Below are 15,797 nucleotides of genomic sequence, written 5' to 3'. Positions count from 1 at the left end.
ATCCCGAATCTAGCGCCGTTTGCGCGTCCGTTCCACCTCGGCGCGCGCAACCAGCGAAATATCCTGCGCGCGGATCCAGTCGGGCGACCCTTCGGGCAGCCCCTGCATCGCCACTTCGGCATTGCGCAGCGCCAGCGCCGCCTGTCCGCCCTGCAACTGATAGCGTTCCGCCGACGCCAGCGCGGCGCGGGCCTGATCGCCCTTGTTCGCATAAACAATGCCCAGCTGATACCAGGCGAAGGGATTCTGATTATCGAGCGCCACCGCCGTTTTCAGTACCTTTTCGGCCTCGGCAAAATTGGCGGGATCTTCGGTGGCGATCAGCGCATGGCCCAGCAGCGCGCTGATAAGCGGCTGCGACCGCGAATTGGCGACCGCCTTGCGCAGCGGCGGAATCGCCTCGGCGGGGCGCCCTGATTCGAGCAATATCTGCCCTTCCAGTTCCAGAAAATAAGGGTCCTGCGAATCGATGGCGAGCAGCCCTTCGACCTCGGCCAGCGCCTTGGCGGGGTAAGCGCTTTTGTGCCACGCATAAGCGCGGGCATAGCGGGCGGGAATGCTGGTGTCGCTGGCGGGATATTTGCGCAGCGTGCGTTCGGGTTCGGATACAAAACCCGACAATTTCGCTTTCACCCGCTGGAAACGGCGCTCGATATCAGGGTCGGCGGGTTTGTCCCACGCAGGATCAACCATATAATCGTCGCGCAGCGCCTGGATCCGGTCGCCCGACATGGGATGGGTGCGGCCATAGGCCTGATCATCATCCTGCTTGATGCCATAGCGAAACTCCAGATTCTGAAGCTTCTTGAAAAAGGCGAGGCTGCCGCGCCCGCTGATCCCGGCGGTGGACAGATATTGGACGCCTGCGGCATCGGCGGTCGATTCCTGTACGCGCGTAAAGGCCAGGAATTTTCCCAGCGCCGCCTGCTGGCCCGCCATCATGATCCCCATGCCCGCTTCGCCCCCGCCTGCAGCAATGGCGGCGGCGCCCAGAAGCAGGCTGAGCAGCGAGATGTTGGACGCGGTCTTGGCGCCGTCATTCACGCGAATCGCATGGCCGCCCATGATATGGCCCAGCTCGTGCGCCAGCACGCCCTGCACCTCTTCGGCGCTATCGGCGGTCTCGATCAGGCCGCTGAAAACATAGACATCCTGACTACCCGCGACAAAGGCATTGATACTGGGATCGCCCAACAGGTGCACGCGCACCTGCCCGGGCTGCAACCCCGCCGCCACGCTCAGCGGGTCCATCATATCCTGCAGCAATGCCTCCGTCTCGGCATCCCGCAATATGGATTGGGCGAGCACGGGGCGCGCACTGAGCATCAGCACGGCCAATAACAGCAAGAAAAAGCGCAATCCGGCTCGCGCCATAGAAGTGCGTCGACCGGGGGAAAAGGCAAAGGGCGTCATCGCCGCCTGCCTTGCCTCATGTGCCTGAACCTTCACTGAAGCCATATCGGCGTTGTGGGGGGTCGGTTGAGGAGACGCAAGTATCGCATATGGCCGCCATGCCAAAGCATGGCGGCCATAGCGTCAGTTGCCGAAGGTGCGCTGCCACCATCCCCGTCGCGGCGTAGCCGATTCGTCGGCCCCTTCATTGTCGCCATTGGCGGCGACGGTTTGCGGTTCAGACGGCGCGGGTGCCGGTTCGGCGAGGGGAGTGGGCGCGGCCGCTTCGGCTGGCGCCGCTTCTGGGGCAGGAGCCGCCTCTTCCGCTACCTTTTTCCGGGCCCGGCTCGCCCGCTTGCGCGGGGTGGGCTTGGGGGCTTCCTCTTGCTCTTGCGGCGCCGCAGTCGTCGCATCGCTTTCGGTTGGCGAGCCATCCTTGTCGGGCGATGCGTCTGCCGTTTCGGCCTCTGCCTCAGCGGCAAGGACCGCCTTGGTCTTGCGGGGCGCGCGCTTGCGCTTGGGCTTCACCGGCGCTTCGTCGACGACATTCTCGTCGGTCGCTGCGGCTTCTGCTGTCGGCTCGTCCGCCACATCGACTGGGGCTTCGCTTGTCTGCTCGGTGCTGGCCTGCTCGGTTTCCGGCGATCCGGCTTCGCTCGCTGCCTCGGCTTCGGTTTCGCTTGCCTTGGGTTTGCGTCCGCGTCCGCCACGGCGGCGCTTCGGCTTTGCGTTCGCTTCCTCGTTTGTCTCGCTTTCAGGGCTGCCGCCCGCTGTCGTCTCGGCCACGGCCGTTTCGTCCGCGTCGGCGCCACCTTCTTCCTGCGTGTCGCGGCTATCGTCAGCATCGCCATCGTCCGGCGTCCTTTCGCGGCCATCGCCGTCAAAGGATTCAGCGCCTTCCTCGTCGCGGCGGCCACGCCGTCCCCGGCGGCGACGGCGGCGACGCTTGCGGTTTTCGCCATCGTCACGCTCGCGGCGTTCGCTTTCCTGAGTGTCGGTATCTTCCTCGTCGCTTTCGACGAGATTTTCGTCTTCCTCTTCCTCTTCGATCGGCGCGATGGGTGCGAAATTACGGCGTTGGGTCGGCGGCGGGCCACCGACTTCAATTGCCATACGCGCGCCTTCGGTTTCGCCGTCGGGCAGGATTTCGACCTCGACTCCGTAAAGCTCCTCGATCTCCCGCAGTTCGCGGCGCTTTTCGTTGAGGAGGTAGAAGGTCGCTTCCTGGCTGGCGCGCAGGGTGATTTTGCTGCCCTTGCCGCGTGCCGCCTCTTCCTCGATCAGACGCAGCGCACTGAGACCTGCCGACGAAGCGGTGCGGACCAGTCCGGTGCCTTCGCAATGGGGACAGGGACGTGTCGATGCTTCCAGCACACCGGTGCGCAGGCGCTGCCGGCTCATTTCCATCAGGCCAAAGCCCGAGATCCGCCCGATCTGGATGCGTGCCCGATCGTTCTTCAGCGCTTCCTTCATCGCGCGCTCGACCTTGCGGACGTTCGAGCCGTGATCCATGTCGATGAAGTCGATGACGACCAGCCCCGCCATGTCGCGCAGGCGCAGTTGGCGGGCAATTTCTGCCGCGGCTTCCAAATTGGTGCTGAGCGCGGTCTGCTCAATATTATGTTCGCGTGTCGAGCGGCCGGAGTTGATGTCAATCGACACCAGCGCCTCGGTCGGGTTGATCACCAGATAGCCGCCCGATTTCAGCTGGACGACGGGGTTGAGCATCCCCGCAAGCTGGTCTTCGACGCCATAACGCTGATAGAGCGAGACGGGGTCGGCATATTGTTTCACCCGCCGCGCATGGCTGGGCATCAACAGCTTCATAAACTGTTTGGCGGCCTTGTAACCCTCTTCGCCTTCAACCAGCACTTCCTCGATGTCGCGATGATATATGTCGCGTATCGCGCGCTTGATCAGGTCGCTGTCCGAATGGACAAGCGCCGGAGCGCTGGATTGCAGCGTCTTTTCACGAATCTCGTCCCACAGGCGGGCCAGATAGTCGAAATCGCGTTTGATCTCGGTCTTGGTGCGGCTCATGCCAGCCGTGCGGACGATGCACCCCATCGACGGGGGCAAATTCATTTCGTCGATAATCGCCTTGAGCTTGCGGCGATCGGCCCCGTTCGAAATCTTGCGGCTGATCCCGCCGCCGTGCATCGTGTTTGGCATCAATACGCAATAGCGACCCGCCAGGCTGAGATAGGTGGTCAGCGCGGCGCCCTTGTTGCCACGCTCTTCCTTGACCACCTGAACCAGCATCACCTGGCGGCGGCGAATAACGTCCTGAATTTTGTAACGGCGGCGCAGCGACATGCGATTTTCGCCATCGTCATCATCGCCCCGACGGCTCCGTCCACGGCCCTTGCGGCCGCCATTGCGCCCGCGCCGTCGGCGTCCGCCGCGCTCATCCCGGCCTTCTTCCGATGCGTCCTCGCCATCGCCGGTTTCAGCTTGGTCGGTTTCACCGTCCGAATCGCCGTCATTTTCCTCCCCTACTGTTTCGGGAGGAGGGGGCGCGTCCCCATTATCGTCCTCGTCATGGCCTTCGACTTCGGCGACATCGCCTTCCAGCTCGTCAAGATCCTCTTCGGCGCGCATTGCTGCTTCGGCGGCATGTTCCGCCTCTTCGCGCAGCAGCGCCTCGCGATCTTCCTTGGGGATCTGATAATAGTCGGGGTGGATTTCACTAAAGGCCAGAAAGCCGTGGCGGTTGCCGCCATATTCGACGAACGCCGCCTGCAGCGACGGTTCGACGCGGGTTACCTTGGCCAGATAGATATTGCCCTTGAGCTGCTTGTGCTCAGCGGACTCGAAATCAAACTCCTCGATGCGGTTTCCCTTGGTGACGGCGACCCGGGTTTCTTCCCGGTGCCGCGCGTCGATCAACATGCGCGTGGTCATTATTATCACTCCAGGCGCGCCGCGGCGCGCCAATCAAAAATTCCGCAAACGCGCCGGCAAAGCGGCCGCGGCGGATATGGGTGGCAGATATAGAGATGTTATTGTCGCAAAAGGGCCGCGTCCGGTGTTGGACGCACATGCGGTCTTGGCTCCGGGCGACGGCTGGGGCGAAAGCGCCCGCGTCGCTGCGGAAATAAGAGGGCATGGCAAGCCTCATGCGGCATCAACCTGTTGAGGTGATCGGGCGGCGAGGGCGGGCTTTCGGCTTTCGCCCCAACGTCCGGTCAACCGGGTGGGCCAACGGCCAGTCGCTATTTTCCGCCCATCCGGCACCAGGGCGGCCGACTCCCGCCTGTCCGCAGGATCGGCACTTCCCCCTCAAAAGGCCGGACGAGACCGAAAACGGCACCGTCGGTGACGGCCCTGCTAGCATCGGCATCGGTCCACGGCAACCTCCGCTGCCGAACAAAGACGCAATCCAACGCCTTGGTCGTCGCCTGTCCTTTTATGAAATCATGCTAAACGCACGGTTAACCTTGCTGCTTCACGCCCGTTTGACCCCTGATGGCTAATGCAATCTTCATCTTGAAGAGCGGCTAGGGGCCTCACTTGTCGAATAAGCGCTGGACCAATGCGCCGCGAGGGCGGCATAATCATGCAATGGGTGTGAGCCTATTTTTGCTGGCCATGGCATTCAGCCCCTCTGCTGCTCTGGCGGGGCAGATCGGCGCGGTCGAAATCGGCGACAGCGCGGTCACCGTGCATTTTGACGATCTGGTTGCGGGGGCGAGCGCTTTTTTGCTGGCGGGCCCCGACCGTATCGCCCTCGATATTGCCGGGGCGCAGCCGGGCCAGTCGCCGGGCAGCGGGGGCGTGGTGCGGGCGGTGCGTCAGGGACAGCAAAGCGATGGCTCGGCGCGCGTCGTGCTCGATCTTGCGCAGCCGGCATTGGTGAAAGAGGCGCATTTCGCTGCCGACGGGCGCAGCCTGTCCTTTCGTTTGCAGCCTGTCTCTGCCGAAGCCTTCCGCCAGGCCGCACGCGCGCCCCGCGTCGAGCTCCAGCCCCCTGCGAACTTCCGCGCCAAGCCGCCTGAAAAGCGCTACAGCGTCAGCGTGCCGATCGGTACGCCCAAACCCGCGTTGCCGCTGCCGCGCATCCATGGCGGATCCAATGAGCGTTTGCCGCTGGTGGTAATCGACGCGGGCCATGGGGGCCATGATCCGGGCGCCATTTCACCCCATAATGGCCGCTATGAAAAGGACATCACCCTTGCGCTTGCGCGCGCGATTCGCGACGAACTTGTGGGCAGCGGGCGCGTACGAGTGGCTTTGACGCGCTCCGATGATCGCTATCTGGTGCTGGAGGAGCGCTATGGGGTTGCGCGGCGGTTGAAGGCGGATCTTTTCATTTCGATTCACGCCGATGCGGCGGAAAATCAGGAAGCGCGCGGCGCGTCCATCTATACATTGTCCGAAGTTGCTTCGGATCGTGAGGCGGCCCGGCTCGCTGCGCGGGAAAATAAAGCGAATATTATCAATGGCGTAGACCTCAGCGGTCATGACGGCGATGTGTCTTCGATCCTGCTCGATCTGGCGCAGCGCGAGACGATGAATGTCGCGTCCGACTTTGCGCGGCTTTTGCAGCGCGAGGCTTCGGATGAGGTAAAATTCCGTACAAGTGCGCATCGTTTCGCTTCTTTTGTCGTATTGAAAGCGCCCGACACCCCCTCGGTCCTGTTCGAAACGGGCTTTATCTCGAACAAAGAGGATGCCGCCTTTCTGGCCTCGCCCGGCGGTCAGAAAAAAATTGCCCGCGGGGTCCGCGAAGCGGTGCAATTGCACTTCGCCCGGCAAATTGCGGCGGTAGCGCCCTGATGACGCGACAGTTTCTTGCTGTCCGCCCACCGCAACCATACTTCCCTTTCGGCAAAGCAGGCTTTAGAGGCTGAAATCTATGGCCGCCGATAGTCCGCAAGATTTCCGCCTTCGCCTGCGCCGCGATGGCAATGCCCTTATCGCCTGGTTTCGCGACAAATGGACGCGGCGCTGGTTTCGCTGGCTGTTGGCGCTGATCCTTGCGGGGTTTCTGGGCCTGTTTTTGATCTGGGCGATTTTTGCGCGCGATTTGCCTTCGGTCGATCAGCTTCGCGACTATGAACCGCCGCTACCCACGATGGTCCGTGACGGGGAAGGGCGGCCGGTTCACAGCTATGCGCGCGAACGGCGGGTTCAGCTCGATTATGATGAGTTTCCGCCGCTCCTGATCCGGGCTTTTCTGGCGGCCGAGGACAAGACTTTCTTCGAACATGGGGGCATTGATTACCCCGGCATCGCCTCCGCGATCCTGACCAATTTGACCAACAGCGGTCGTCCGGTTGGCGCGTCAACCATCACCCAGCAGGTGGCCAAGAACCTGCTTTTGACCAACGAGCTTAGCTATCGCCGCAAGATTCGCGAAGCCATCCTCGCGATGCGCATTGAAAGCGCGCTGTCGAAGGAACGGATTCTCGAACTCTATCTCAACGAGATTCCGTTGGGGCGGCGCAGCTTTGGCGTTCAGGCCGCCGCGCGCGCCTATTTCGACAAGGATATCGACCAGCTCGCGCTGCACGAAATGGTGTTTCTGGCGATCTTGCCAAAGGCGCCGGAAAAATATGGGCGGGCGCGTTTTGAACAGGATGCGCTGGGTCGGCGCAATTTCGTGCTCAGCTCGATGGAGAAAAATGGCTGGATCACGACGGCGCAACGGGATGCGGCGCGGGCCATGCCGCTTGGCCTCACCGGCAGCGGCAACCGCGCCGTCGAGCAGGTCGGCGGATATTATATGGAGGAAGTGCGGCGGCAGTTGATCGCCGAATTTGGCGAAACCGCCGAAGATAGCCCCTACAGCGTTTATGCGGGCGGGCTGTGGGTGCGCACCCCCTATAATGCCCAGATGCAGGCGGCGGCGGCCAAGGCGCTGCGCCGGGGACTGATTCGTTATGACGCTGGCAAAGGCTGGTCGGGGCCGGTCGCAAAGATCGAGGCGGACGATCAATGGGCGAGCCGCCTGGCCTCCACTTTCATCAGCATCGATTATGACGATTGGCGGATCGCGGCGGTGCTGTCGAAAAGCGGCAATGAAGCGCGTCTCGGTTTTTCCGATGGCTCCACCGGCATTTTGCCGTCGAGTGCAGCGGGGATGATTTACCGCAAAACCGGCGGCAGCGCCTTTTCCGCCATGCGTCCCGGCGACATGATCGCGGTGAAGGCCACGGGCAACGATCGTTATGCGCTGCGCAATATTCCCGAAGTGTCGGGCGGCTTTCTGGCCGAAAGCCCCGTGTCGGGACGGATTTTCGCGATGCAGGGCGGGTTCGACGTTCATCTGTCACCCTTCAACCGCGCGACGCAGGCCGAACGCCAGCCGGGTTCGACGATCAAGCCTTTCGTTTATGCCACCGCGCTCGACAATGGCATGACCCCGGCGACGCTGATCGTCGACGGGCCCTTCTGCGTTTATCAGGGCGCGCGCTTCGGCAACAAATGTTTCCGGAACTTCGGCGGGGCCGCCGGCGCGGGCCAGCATACGATGCGTTGGGGCCTTGAACAGTCGCGCAACCTGATGACGGTCAAGACCGCAAGCCAGGTCGGCATGGAACCGATCGTCGAAACGATTCGCAACATGGGGATCGGGGAGCATGAACCCTATCTTTCGACCGCGCTCGGTGCGGGATCGACGACGGTGGAAAAGCTCGTCAATGCCTATGCCATGCTGGTGAACCATGGCCGCCAGCTTAAGCCGCGTCTGATCGACTATGTGCAGGACCGGCGGGGGAAAGTGATTTTTCCGCGCAACTGGAAAGCGTGCGACGGCTGTAACATGAAGGATTGGGACGGTCGCCCGATGCCGCGCTTTGCCCCCACGGGCAAACAGGTAATGGATCCGATGACCGCCTATCAGACCGTGCACATGCTCGAAGGCGTGGTGCAGCGCGGCACTGCCACGCGGCTGCGCGACATCGGGGTTCCGATGTTCGGCAAGACGGGAACGACCTCCGGCCCCAAGGATGTCTGGTTCGTCGGCGGCACTCCCGAAGTGGTAGCAGGTGTCTATCTGGGGTTCGACCAGCCGCGCAACATGGGCGGCTATGCTCAGGGTGGCAGCCTCGCGGCGCCGATCTTCAAGCAATTTTACGAAGAGGCAGTGTCTGATCCCCAGCCCATTCCCTTTGCAGCGCCCAAGGGGATTCGCATGGTCCGCATCGACCGGCGGACGGGGCGGCGCGTTTATGGAAGCTGGCCGGGCTCGGACCCCAAATCGTCGATCATCTGGGAGGCTTTCAAGCCCGAAAGCGAGCCGCGCCGCACGATTCGTGAAGAGGAAATCCGGCCGACGCGGCCCGCGCGCCGACAGGATGCGCCGGTGCGCCAGGAAAATCGGCGCCGTTCCGACAGCGACTTCCTCGAAGATCGCGGTGGCATCATCTGACGCCATCCACCTTTTCCTGCGCGCCATGAAAGCCTATGGGCGTAGCCAAATATATTCAGGAGCAACGGGATGCGCGCCGAAGCGCAGGATCATATCGACAAAATTGGCGCCGCTTTGGCGCTGCTGCGCCGCTTTCTCGACTGGGACCGCGCGGTGCGGCGCCTTGATGAATTGAATGCCAAGGTAGAAGACCCAACCCTGTGGGACAATCCCAAGGCGGCGCAGGATGTCATGCGCGAACGCCGCCGTCTCGATGAAGCGATTACCGCGACTCGCGCAATCGAACAGGAAACCGCCGATACCGCCGAGCTGATCGAGCTTGCCGAGATGGAGGGCGATGACGCCTTGGTCGACGACGCCGTCGCCAGCCTCGCCGCGCTCGCCGCGCGGGCGGAAGAGGATAAGGTCAAGGCGCTGCTCGCGGGTGAAGCCGACGGCAATGATTGCTATATCGAGGTTCATGCCGGCGCGGGCGGCACCGAAAGCCAGGACTGGGCCGAGATGCTGCAGCGCATGTATATGCGCTGGGCTGAAAAGCGCGGGATGAAGGTCGAGCTGGTCGAATATCAGGCGGGCGAGCAGGCGGGGATCAAATCGGCGACGATGCTGGTGAAGGGCGAAAATGCCTATGGCTATGCCAAGACCGAAAGCGGGGTGCACCGCCTCGTCCGCATTTCGCCTTATGACAGCTCGGCGCGCCGCCACACCAGCTTCTCGAGCGTCTGGGTCTATCCGGTGATCGACGATGATATCCAGATCGACGTCAATGAAGGCGACCTCAAGATCGACACCTATCGCGCCTCGGGCGCGGGCGGGCAGCATGTGAACACGACCGATTCGGCGGTGCGCATCACCCACATCCCGACGGGCATTGTCGTGGCGAGCCAGAATGACCGGTCGCAGCACAAGAATCGCGCGACCGCGATGAGCATGCTGAAGGCGCGGCTTTACGAAGCTGAACTGCAAAAGCGTGAGGCCGAGGCGTCGGGCGAATATCAGGCCAAGACCGAAATCGGCTGGGGTCACCAGATCCGTTCCTATGTGCTTCAACCCTATCAGCTGGTGAAGGATCTGCGCACCGGGGTCACCTCGACCGCGCCGCAGGATGTGCTCGACGGCGCGCTCGATCCCTTCATGGCGGCGGCCTTGTCGCAAAAAGTCACCGGCGAGAAGGTCGAAGTCGAGGATATCGACTGATGGTCGGGGCGGGCGTCCGGTCGGCTTTGGCTGTACTGGCGCTCCTGCCGCTGCTCGGCGGCTGTGATATGCCCTGGGACGGCGACGGCGAGCGTGTCCGCACCGCGCGCGAATTTCCCCCTGCCGACCGCCCGGTGGCGCCGACCGTTTCGACCAAATGGTCGACCGAGGAAGCGCGCGACCGGGTGAATGAGGCGGAGGATGTGATGGACTCTGCCGACGTCCGCAAAGGCATGACCGTCGCCGATATCGGTGCGGGCGACGGCTATTATACGGTGCGCCTTGCGACGCGCGTCGGCCCCGGCGGACGGGTGCTGGCGCAGGACATATTGCCCGAGGCGATCGAACGCCTTGCCGACCGGGTCGCCCGCGACCGGCTCGACAATGTGTCGATCAAATTGGGCGCGGTTGATGATCCGCGCTTGCCCATCGACAGTTTCGACCGCGTCTTCATGGTCCATATGTATCATGAGATTGAGGAGCCCTACGCCTTTCTCTGGCGGCTGCGCCCCGCGCTGCGCGAGGGCGGACAGGTGATTGTCGTCGATGGCGACCGCCCCATCGCCCAGCATGGCACGCCCTTTCGGCTGCTCGTCTGCGAATTTGAGGCGGTGGGCTACAAGCTGCTTTCCTATGACGACAAGCAACATGCCGGCGGCTATCTGGCGCGCTTCGTTCCCGAAGGGAAGCGCCCCGCCCCCGACGATATTCAGCGCTGCAAAAATCCCTGAATGGCTTAACAGCGCCGGCGCCTAATCAGCCTCGACCCTTTGCTTGAAGCGCGCCAGCTGCGCCGAAGCAGCGGCGGCGTGCGGCCCGATCCAGCGATCATGAATATCCTGGATCGGCATGGCGTTCAGATGGTTCCAGCGCTCGCGCCCGCGCCGTTCGGCGATGATCAGCCCGGCCCCTTCCAACTGTTTGAGGTGCTGCATCACGGTGCAGCGGTCGATGTCGGGAAAATGCGTGCATAGCGCGCCCGTCGTCAGCGGCTGATCTTTCAGATCATCCAATATCTGCCGCCGCACACGGTGCGCCAGCGCTTTGAAAACAAGGTCATAGCTCTCATGAATTGACATGTTATAAATTTATAACATATTCAGCCGCGACTCAAGAGGAGAGATGCGATGGATTTGAAATTCAGAGTGGCGGCGCGCATTGCCAAACCCGTGGAAGAGGTGTTCGAGGCGGTCGTCGATCCTGCGAAGCTTTCTTCCTATTTCACCACGGGCGGCGCGAAAGGGCGGTTGGAAAGCGGAGCGGTGGTAAGCTGGGACTTCCACGATTTTCCGGGCGCTTTTCCGGTATATGTGCAGGAGGTGGTGGCGAACGAGAAAATCATTCTCGAATGGGATGCGAATGAAGGCGAGGCGCCCAATGTCGAGGGCGGCGGTTTGACCGCCAGCGATTATCGCACGCGCGTCACCATGGTTTTCACCGCGCTGGAGGATGGGCGCACCCTGGTCGAAATCCGCGAGGAAGGATGGCGCGAAAATCAGGGGGCGCTCGATGCCAGCTATGGCAATTGCCAGGGATGGGCGCAGATGCTCTGCGCGTTGAAGGCCTGGCTTGAGCATGGCATCAACCTGCGCGAGGGCATGTATGTCTGAAGCCTGAGGACGCGCCGATGCCCCGGCCAGCGCGCCGGTTGTCGGGGAGCCGGGCGCTGCGGGCCGGAGACTGGGTCGGGTCAGCCTTTCCGGAAAAGCGCCTCGGCGCTCGCCTTGTGACTTGCCGCTTTGGAACGATGCGCTTTGACGCGCTCTATCTCTCGCTCCAGCGCGACGATCCGCGCATCCAGTTCGGTGATCGACAGCGGGTCCAGCGGCTGCCGGATCAAAGCCTCCAGCACATCGTCGCGCCGCCGGGGAAGCTCCTCATCATCCATCGGCCGGACTCCCTTCTCATGGGGATCGCCTTGATCCCCTTGCATTTCCTCGCGCGCAACTGTTGACCCATGGCCGCTGGCTGTCAATAAGACGCGCCGGGGGCGCCCGTCGCGCTGCTGTCCATGGGTTCTGCGGATCCTTGGGGCAGCGATGACGGTGCTTTGCCGAAATGTGGGGGAAATCAACGTGACCAGCGTGCCGAGCAGCATGACCGCTATCGCCATAACCGAGGCGGGCGGACCCGAGGTTCTGAAAGCCGAAACCCGGCCCGTTCCGCAGCTGGGGCCGGGCGAAGTGCTGATCCGTGTCGCCGCCGCGGGGGTCAACCGCCCGGACGTGCTGCAACGCATGGGCCATTATCCGCCGCCGCCGGGCGCGTCGGACTTGCCCGGCCTCGAAATTGCGGGCGTGGTGGCGGCCATCGGCCCCGGCGGCGATCCCGAAATGCTGGGGCAAAGCGTTTGCGCGCTTGTCGCGGGGGGCGGCTATGCCGAATATTGCGTGGCGCCCGCCGGAAGCTGCCTGCCCGTTCCCAAGGGGTACAGTTTTGCCGAGGCGGCGGCCCTGCCCGAAACCGTCTTCACCGTCTGGCATAATCTGTTCGAGCGTGGCTGGATTCAGGAGGGCGAGACCGTGCTGGTCCATGGCGGCACCAGCGGCATCGGCACCACGGCCATCGGCCTTGCCAAGCTGTTCGACATACAGGTGATCGTAACTTGCGGCAGCGCGGCGAAATGCGAAGCGGCGCGCGCGCTCGGTGCGGATCTGGCTATCGATTATAAGGCCGAAGATTTTGTCGAGGCGGTCGGGAAATTCACCCAGGGCGTCGGGGTTCATGTCGTGCTGGACATGGTGGGCGGCGATTATGTGCCCCGCAATCTCGCTTGTCTGGCCGAGGACGGGCGCCATGTCAGCATTGCCTTTCAGCGCGGCATGAAGGCCGAGGTGAATGTTGCCGATCTGATGCGCCGCCGCCTCACAATGACCGGATCGACGCTGCGGGCGCGCAGTCAGGATTTCAAGGCGGCGCTCGCGGATGAAATTCACGGCACGCTCTGGCCGCGCCTCGACGAAGGGGCTTGGAAACCCGCCATAGATCGTATCTTCCCGCTGGCAGAAGCCGCCGCGGCCCATGCGCGGATGGAGGCAGGCGATCATGTCGGAAAGATTGTGCTCGCCATTGAATAAGCTGCGCTGCGGTTGACAAGCGGGGCATGGGCCATCACCCGGCGGACGGAATATTTGTCCGCTTAAGGAGATATAGTGGTGAAGCCTTCGCTGTTCCTCGACGATCTGACAATTGGCCAGACATGGGAGGGCGGGCCCATCATCATGAACGAAGCGGACATGATCCGTTTCGCAACCGAATATGATCCCCAGCCGATGCATATCGACCCCAAGGCCGCAGCCGAGGGGCGGTTCGGGGGCCTGATTGCCAGCGGCTGGCATGTGGCCGCGCTTGTCATGCGCGATTTTGTCGATGCCGGCGCCTTTGGCGACACGCCCCTTTTGGGTTTGAAGGTCGATGATCTGGAATGGCGCCATCCGGTGCGTGCGGGGGATCGACTGTCGATTGTCCGCGAGGTTGTGGATGTGCGTGTGTCGCGCAGCAAGCCCGACCGCGGTGTGCTGACGATGCGGATGACCGTCACCAATCAGGATGGAGAGGTCGCCATGTCTTTCCTCAACCTTATCCAGATGCCCCTTCGCGGCCACCAGCTTTGACCGCGGTCCGCATCCGTCCCTCGCGCCCCGACGACGGCCCGCGCGCGGTCGAAATCTGGGCGGCGGCCGTCGATGCGACGCATGATTTCCTGGCTCCCGCCGACCGCGTGGCAATCGGTGCGGAAGTGGCGGGTTTTCTCCCCTCCGCACCGCTGTGGCTGGCGGTCGATGCCCGGGATCGCCCGCTGGGCTTCATGCTGCTCGACAAGGGGCATATGGAGGCCTTGTTCATCGACCCGGCGGTTCGCGGTCAAGGCGTCGGGCGCGCCCTCGTCGCGCATGCACTGGCGTTGCAGCCTGCCCTCACCACCGACGTCAACGAACAGAATGAACCAGCGATGGCCTTCTATCGGCGTCTGGGTTTCGTTCCGACGGGCCGGTCGGAATGCGATGGCCAGGGGCGTCCATATCCCCTGATCCATCTGCGTTTTTCTGCCTGATTCTCAAGCCGCGGCGCGTTCGCGCCAATTTATGTGCATCAGCTGGTCGGCCAGCGCATCGACACCCTGCTCGGCAGCGGCAATCGAGGCAGCGAGCCGGTCGTCGGCAAATTCATCATATTCGATGGCGACCCCGTCCCAATCATACAGGCCGATATAGGAAAGCGGCACCGTCAGTCCCGCCTCCACCAGGTTGCGCGCGGCCAGCCGCTGCCCCGGGTCATAGCCATAATCGCCGCGCGAGGAGAGGATGACGAGCCGCTTTCCGCCCGGCAGCATCGGCCAATAGGGCTCGCCATCGCGCGATCGGTCGAAACCAAAGGTCACCCCGACACGGACAATATTGTCGATCCAGGCTTTCAGCGGGGCAGGAATCCCGAAATTATACATGGGCGCGCCGACCACCAACAGATCGGCGGCGACCAGTTCGGCGGTCAACCGATCGCTTTCGGCCAGGCGCGCCTGCTGTTCGGGCGTACGCCGCTGCGGCGGCGTGAAAGCAGCGGCGACCCAGGCCTCATCGACCGGCGCGGGCGGTTCGGCACCGACATCGCGATAAATGATCCTGTCCTGTGGCCGTGCGGTGCGCCAGCGGTCCAGAAAGCGCGCGGTCAGTCGGCGGCTGTGTGATCCGTGCCGGTCGCGGCCGGACAGGCCGGAACGGGCGCTCGAATCGATATGGAGAATATTCAGCGCGTGGTGGTCCATGGTTGCTTGTCCTCATCATTGGGGCGATATGGCATGAATAGAACTTGCCTTTACCTCCCGTCGAACGCCAATATCTCATCCTATGACTGAATATGATTCATCTATGGCCGCGCGGCGCAACCTGCCCCCGCTCGCATCTTTGCGCGCTTTCGAGGCGGCGGCGCGGCACGAAAGTTTCCGCCTTGCGGCCGAGGAACTGGCGGTGACGCCCACCGCAATCAGCCATCAGATCCGCCAATTGGAGGAAAGGCTGGGTTTGCCGCTCTTTACCCGCCGGGCACGCGGCGTCGCGCTGACCGATGCCGGACAGCGATTGTTCCCGACGCTCAGCGACGGTTTCGATGCGTTTGAGCGGGCGATTCGCGAAATTCTCCCCCGCCGCAAGGGGCGCACCGCCATCACGCTGAGCGCGACGACGCTGTTTACCGCGCGCCGCATCCTCCCCGCGCTCGCGCATTTTCAGGCGGCCTTCCCCGAATATGATCTGCGCCTCCACGCCTCCGACGAACCGGTCGATCTGGCGGCCGGGGTTGCCGATGTCGCTGTCCGCTATGGACGTGCGCCCTTTGCCGGGCTGGTTGCGACGCCGCTGTTCGCCGACCGCTTCGGCCCGCTGTGCAGCCCCCGGCTGGGAGTGACGTCGCCCGAGGATTTGCAGGGCGCGACATTGCTTCATGTCGAATGGCGCCGCGCGGGAAAGGCGCCCAGCTGGCCGCGCTGGGCGCAGCTTGCGCAGGCCGAAGGCGTGTCGCTGGCCGCAAGGGCGTTCGATCAGGGCCCGCGCTTCAGCGCGGACGATCATGCATTGCAGGCGGCGGCGGCGGGCGACGGTATCGTCTTGTCCAGTCTCGCCCTCGCGCGGCCAGCAATGGATGCGGGGCTGCTCATCCATCCCTTTGGCCCCGTCATGGAGGGGGAGGAATATCATCTGCTCACGCTGCCCGAACGAGCGCACGACCCCGCGTTGATGGCGGTGCGCCAATGGTTGCTGGATCATGTTGCGTAAGCTATATGCCCCCATCTCGTTGGCGGCTTGTGCGCCGCGCGCTTGCGCATGGCGCAATTAGGCTC

At 63.1% G+C, this 15,797-nt stretch carries 14 protein-coding genes; 9 read left to right on the top strand and 5 right to left on the bottom strand.

Going from position 1 to position 15,797, the window contains the following annotated elements:
* Positions 1 to 9: 9 nt before the first annotated feature.
* Positions 10 to 1,374, bottom strand: coding sequence for a M48 family metalloprotease (locus JV18_RS0109120; protein WP_033074249.1), 1,365 nt, complete (start codon positions 1,372 to 1,374; stop codon positions 10 to 12).
* Between the two features lie 162 nt (positions 1,375 to 1,536).
* Positions 1,537 to 4,296 carry an Rne/Rng family ribonuclease gene (locus JV18_RS0109115; RefSeq protein WP_200879089.1) on the bottom strand — a complete coding sequence of 920 codons (2,760 nt, stop codon included), beginning with the start codon at positions 4,294 to 4,296 and terminating at the stop codon, positions 1,537 to 1,539.
* A gap of 660 nt (positions 4,297 to 4,956) precedes the next feature.
* Between JV18_RS0109115 and JV18_RS0109110 the strand changes: the two genes are divergently transcribed.
* The 4 genes from JV18_RS0109110 to JV18_RS0109095 all read left to right on the top strand — a co-directional run bounded on the left by JV18_RS0109110 (position 4,957) and on the right by JV18_RS0109095 (position 10,695).
* The gene (locus JV18_RS0109110; protein WP_033074248.1) at positions 4,957 to 6,171 is read left to right on the top strand and encodes an N-acetylmuramoyl-L-alanine amidase; all 1,215 of its coding nucleotides are present in this window, start codon (positions 4,957 to 4,959) and stop codon (positions 6,169 to 6,171) included.
* Between the two features lie 79 nt (positions 6,172 to 6,250).
* The gene (locus tag JV18_RS0109105) at positions 6,251 to 8,767 is read left to right on the top strand and encodes a penicillin-binding protein 1A (protein ID WP_033074247.1); all 2,517 of its coding nucleotides are present in this window, start codon (positions 6,251 to 6,253) and stop codon (positions 8,765 to 8,767) included.
* Between the two features lie 69 nt (positions 8,768 to 8,836).
* Positions 8,837 to 9,964, top strand: coding sequence for a peptide chain release factor 2 (gene prfB, locus JV18_RS0109100; protein ID WP_033074246.1), 1,128 nt, complete (start codon positions 8,837 to 8,839; stop codon positions 9,962 to 9,964).
* Entirely contained in the window at positions 9,964 to 10,695 is a 732-nt protein-coding gene (locus tag JV18_RS0109095) for a class I SAM-dependent methyltransferase (RefSeq protein ID WP_033074245.1), read from the top strand. Before prfB ends, JV18_RS0109095 begins: the two co-directional genes overlap by 1 nt.
* A gap of 21 nt (positions 10,696 to 10,716) precedes the next feature.
* Here JV18_RS0109095 and JV18_RS0109090 read toward each other — a convergent pair whose 3' ends face one another.
* Complete coding sequence (locus JV18_RS0109090) at positions 10,717 to 11,043, bottom strand: ArsR/SmtB family transcription factor (protein ID WP_033074244.1); 327 nt, start codon at positions 11,041 to 11,043, stop codon at positions 10,717 to 10,719.
* Positions 11,044 to 11,091: 48 nt separating this feature from the next.
* On the opposite strand from JV18_RS0109090, the gene JV18_RS0109085 reads away from it, so the two are divergent.
* A complete protein-coding gene (locus JV18_RS0109085) occupies positions 11,092 to 11,574 on the top strand; it encodes an SRPBCC family protein (protein ID WP_033074243.1) in 483 nt (160 codons plus the stop codon).
* A gap of 80 nt (positions 11,575 to 11,654) precedes the next feature.
* Here JV18_RS0109085 and JV18_RS15785 read toward each other — a convergent pair whose 3' ends face one another.
* Positions 11,655 to 12,062 carry a DUF1192 domain-containing protein gene (locus tag JV18_RS15785; RefSeq protein ID WP_443027773.1) on the bottom strand — a complete coding sequence of 136 codons (408 nt, stop codon included), beginning with the start codon at positions 12,060 to 12,062 and terminating at the stop codon, positions 11,655 to 11,657.
* Here JV18_RS15785 and JV18_RS0109075 point away from each other — a divergent pair.
* The 3 genes from JV18_RS0109075 (at position 12,040) to JV18_RS0109065 (ending at position 14,018) form a co-directional block, all read left to right on the top strand.
* Positions 12,040 to 13,041 carry an NAD(P)H-quinone oxidoreductase gene (locus JV18_RS0109075; protein ID WP_033074241.1) on the top strand — a complete coding sequence of 334 codons (1,002 nt, stop codon included), beginning with the start codon at positions 12,040 to 12,042 and terminating at the stop codon, positions 13,039 to 13,041. The genes JV18_RS15785 and JV18_RS0109075 overlap by 23 nt on opposite strands.
* A gap of 75 nt (positions 13,042 to 13,116) precedes the next feature.
* Positions 13,117 to 13,578, top strand: a complete 462-nt coding sequence (locus tag JV18_RS0109070; RefSeq protein ID WP_033074240.1) for a MaoC family dehydratase — start codon at positions 13,117 to 13,119, stop codon at positions 13,576 to 13,578.
* The gene (locus tag JV18_RS0109065; protein ID WP_033074239.1) at positions 13,575 to 14,018 is read left to right on the top strand and encodes an acetyltransferase; all 444 of its coding nucleotides are present in this window, start codon (positions 13,575 to 13,577) and stop codon (positions 14,016 to 14,018) included. The genes JV18_RS0109070 and JV18_RS0109065 overlap by 4 nt, the downstream gene beginning before the upstream one ends.
* 3 nt (positions 14,019 to 14,021) lie before the next feature.
* On the opposite strand, the gene JV18_RS0109060 is transcribed toward JV18_RS0109065, so the two are convergent.
* Positions 14,022 to 14,726 carry an FMN-dependent NADH-azoreductase gene (locus JV18_RS0109060; RefSeq protein ID WP_033074238.1) on the bottom strand — a complete coding sequence of 235 codons (705 nt, stop codon included), beginning with the start codon at positions 14,724 to 14,726 and terminating at the stop codon, positions 14,022 to 14,024.
* An 82-nt stretch (positions 14,727 to 14,808) separates the two neighbouring features.
* On the opposite strand from JV18_RS0109060, the gene JV18_RS0109055 reads away from it, so the two are divergent.
* A complete protein-coding gene (locus JV18_RS0109055; protein ID WP_052071856.1) occupies positions 14,809 to 15,732 on the top strand; it encodes a LysR substrate-binding domain-containing protein in 924 nt (307 codons plus the stop codon).
* The last annotated feature ends 65 nt before the right edge of the window (positions 15,733 to 15,797 follow it).

This window comes from Sphingopyxis sp. MWB1, assembly GCF_000763945.1.
In the GTDB taxonomy this organism is placed as follows: Bacteria; Pseudomonadota; Alphaproteobacteria; order Sphingomonadales; family Sphingomonadaceae; genus Sphingopyxis.
The sequence above is the reverse complement of the archived record's forward strand: the minus strand, read 5'-3'. Positions and strand labels throughout refer to the sequence as shown.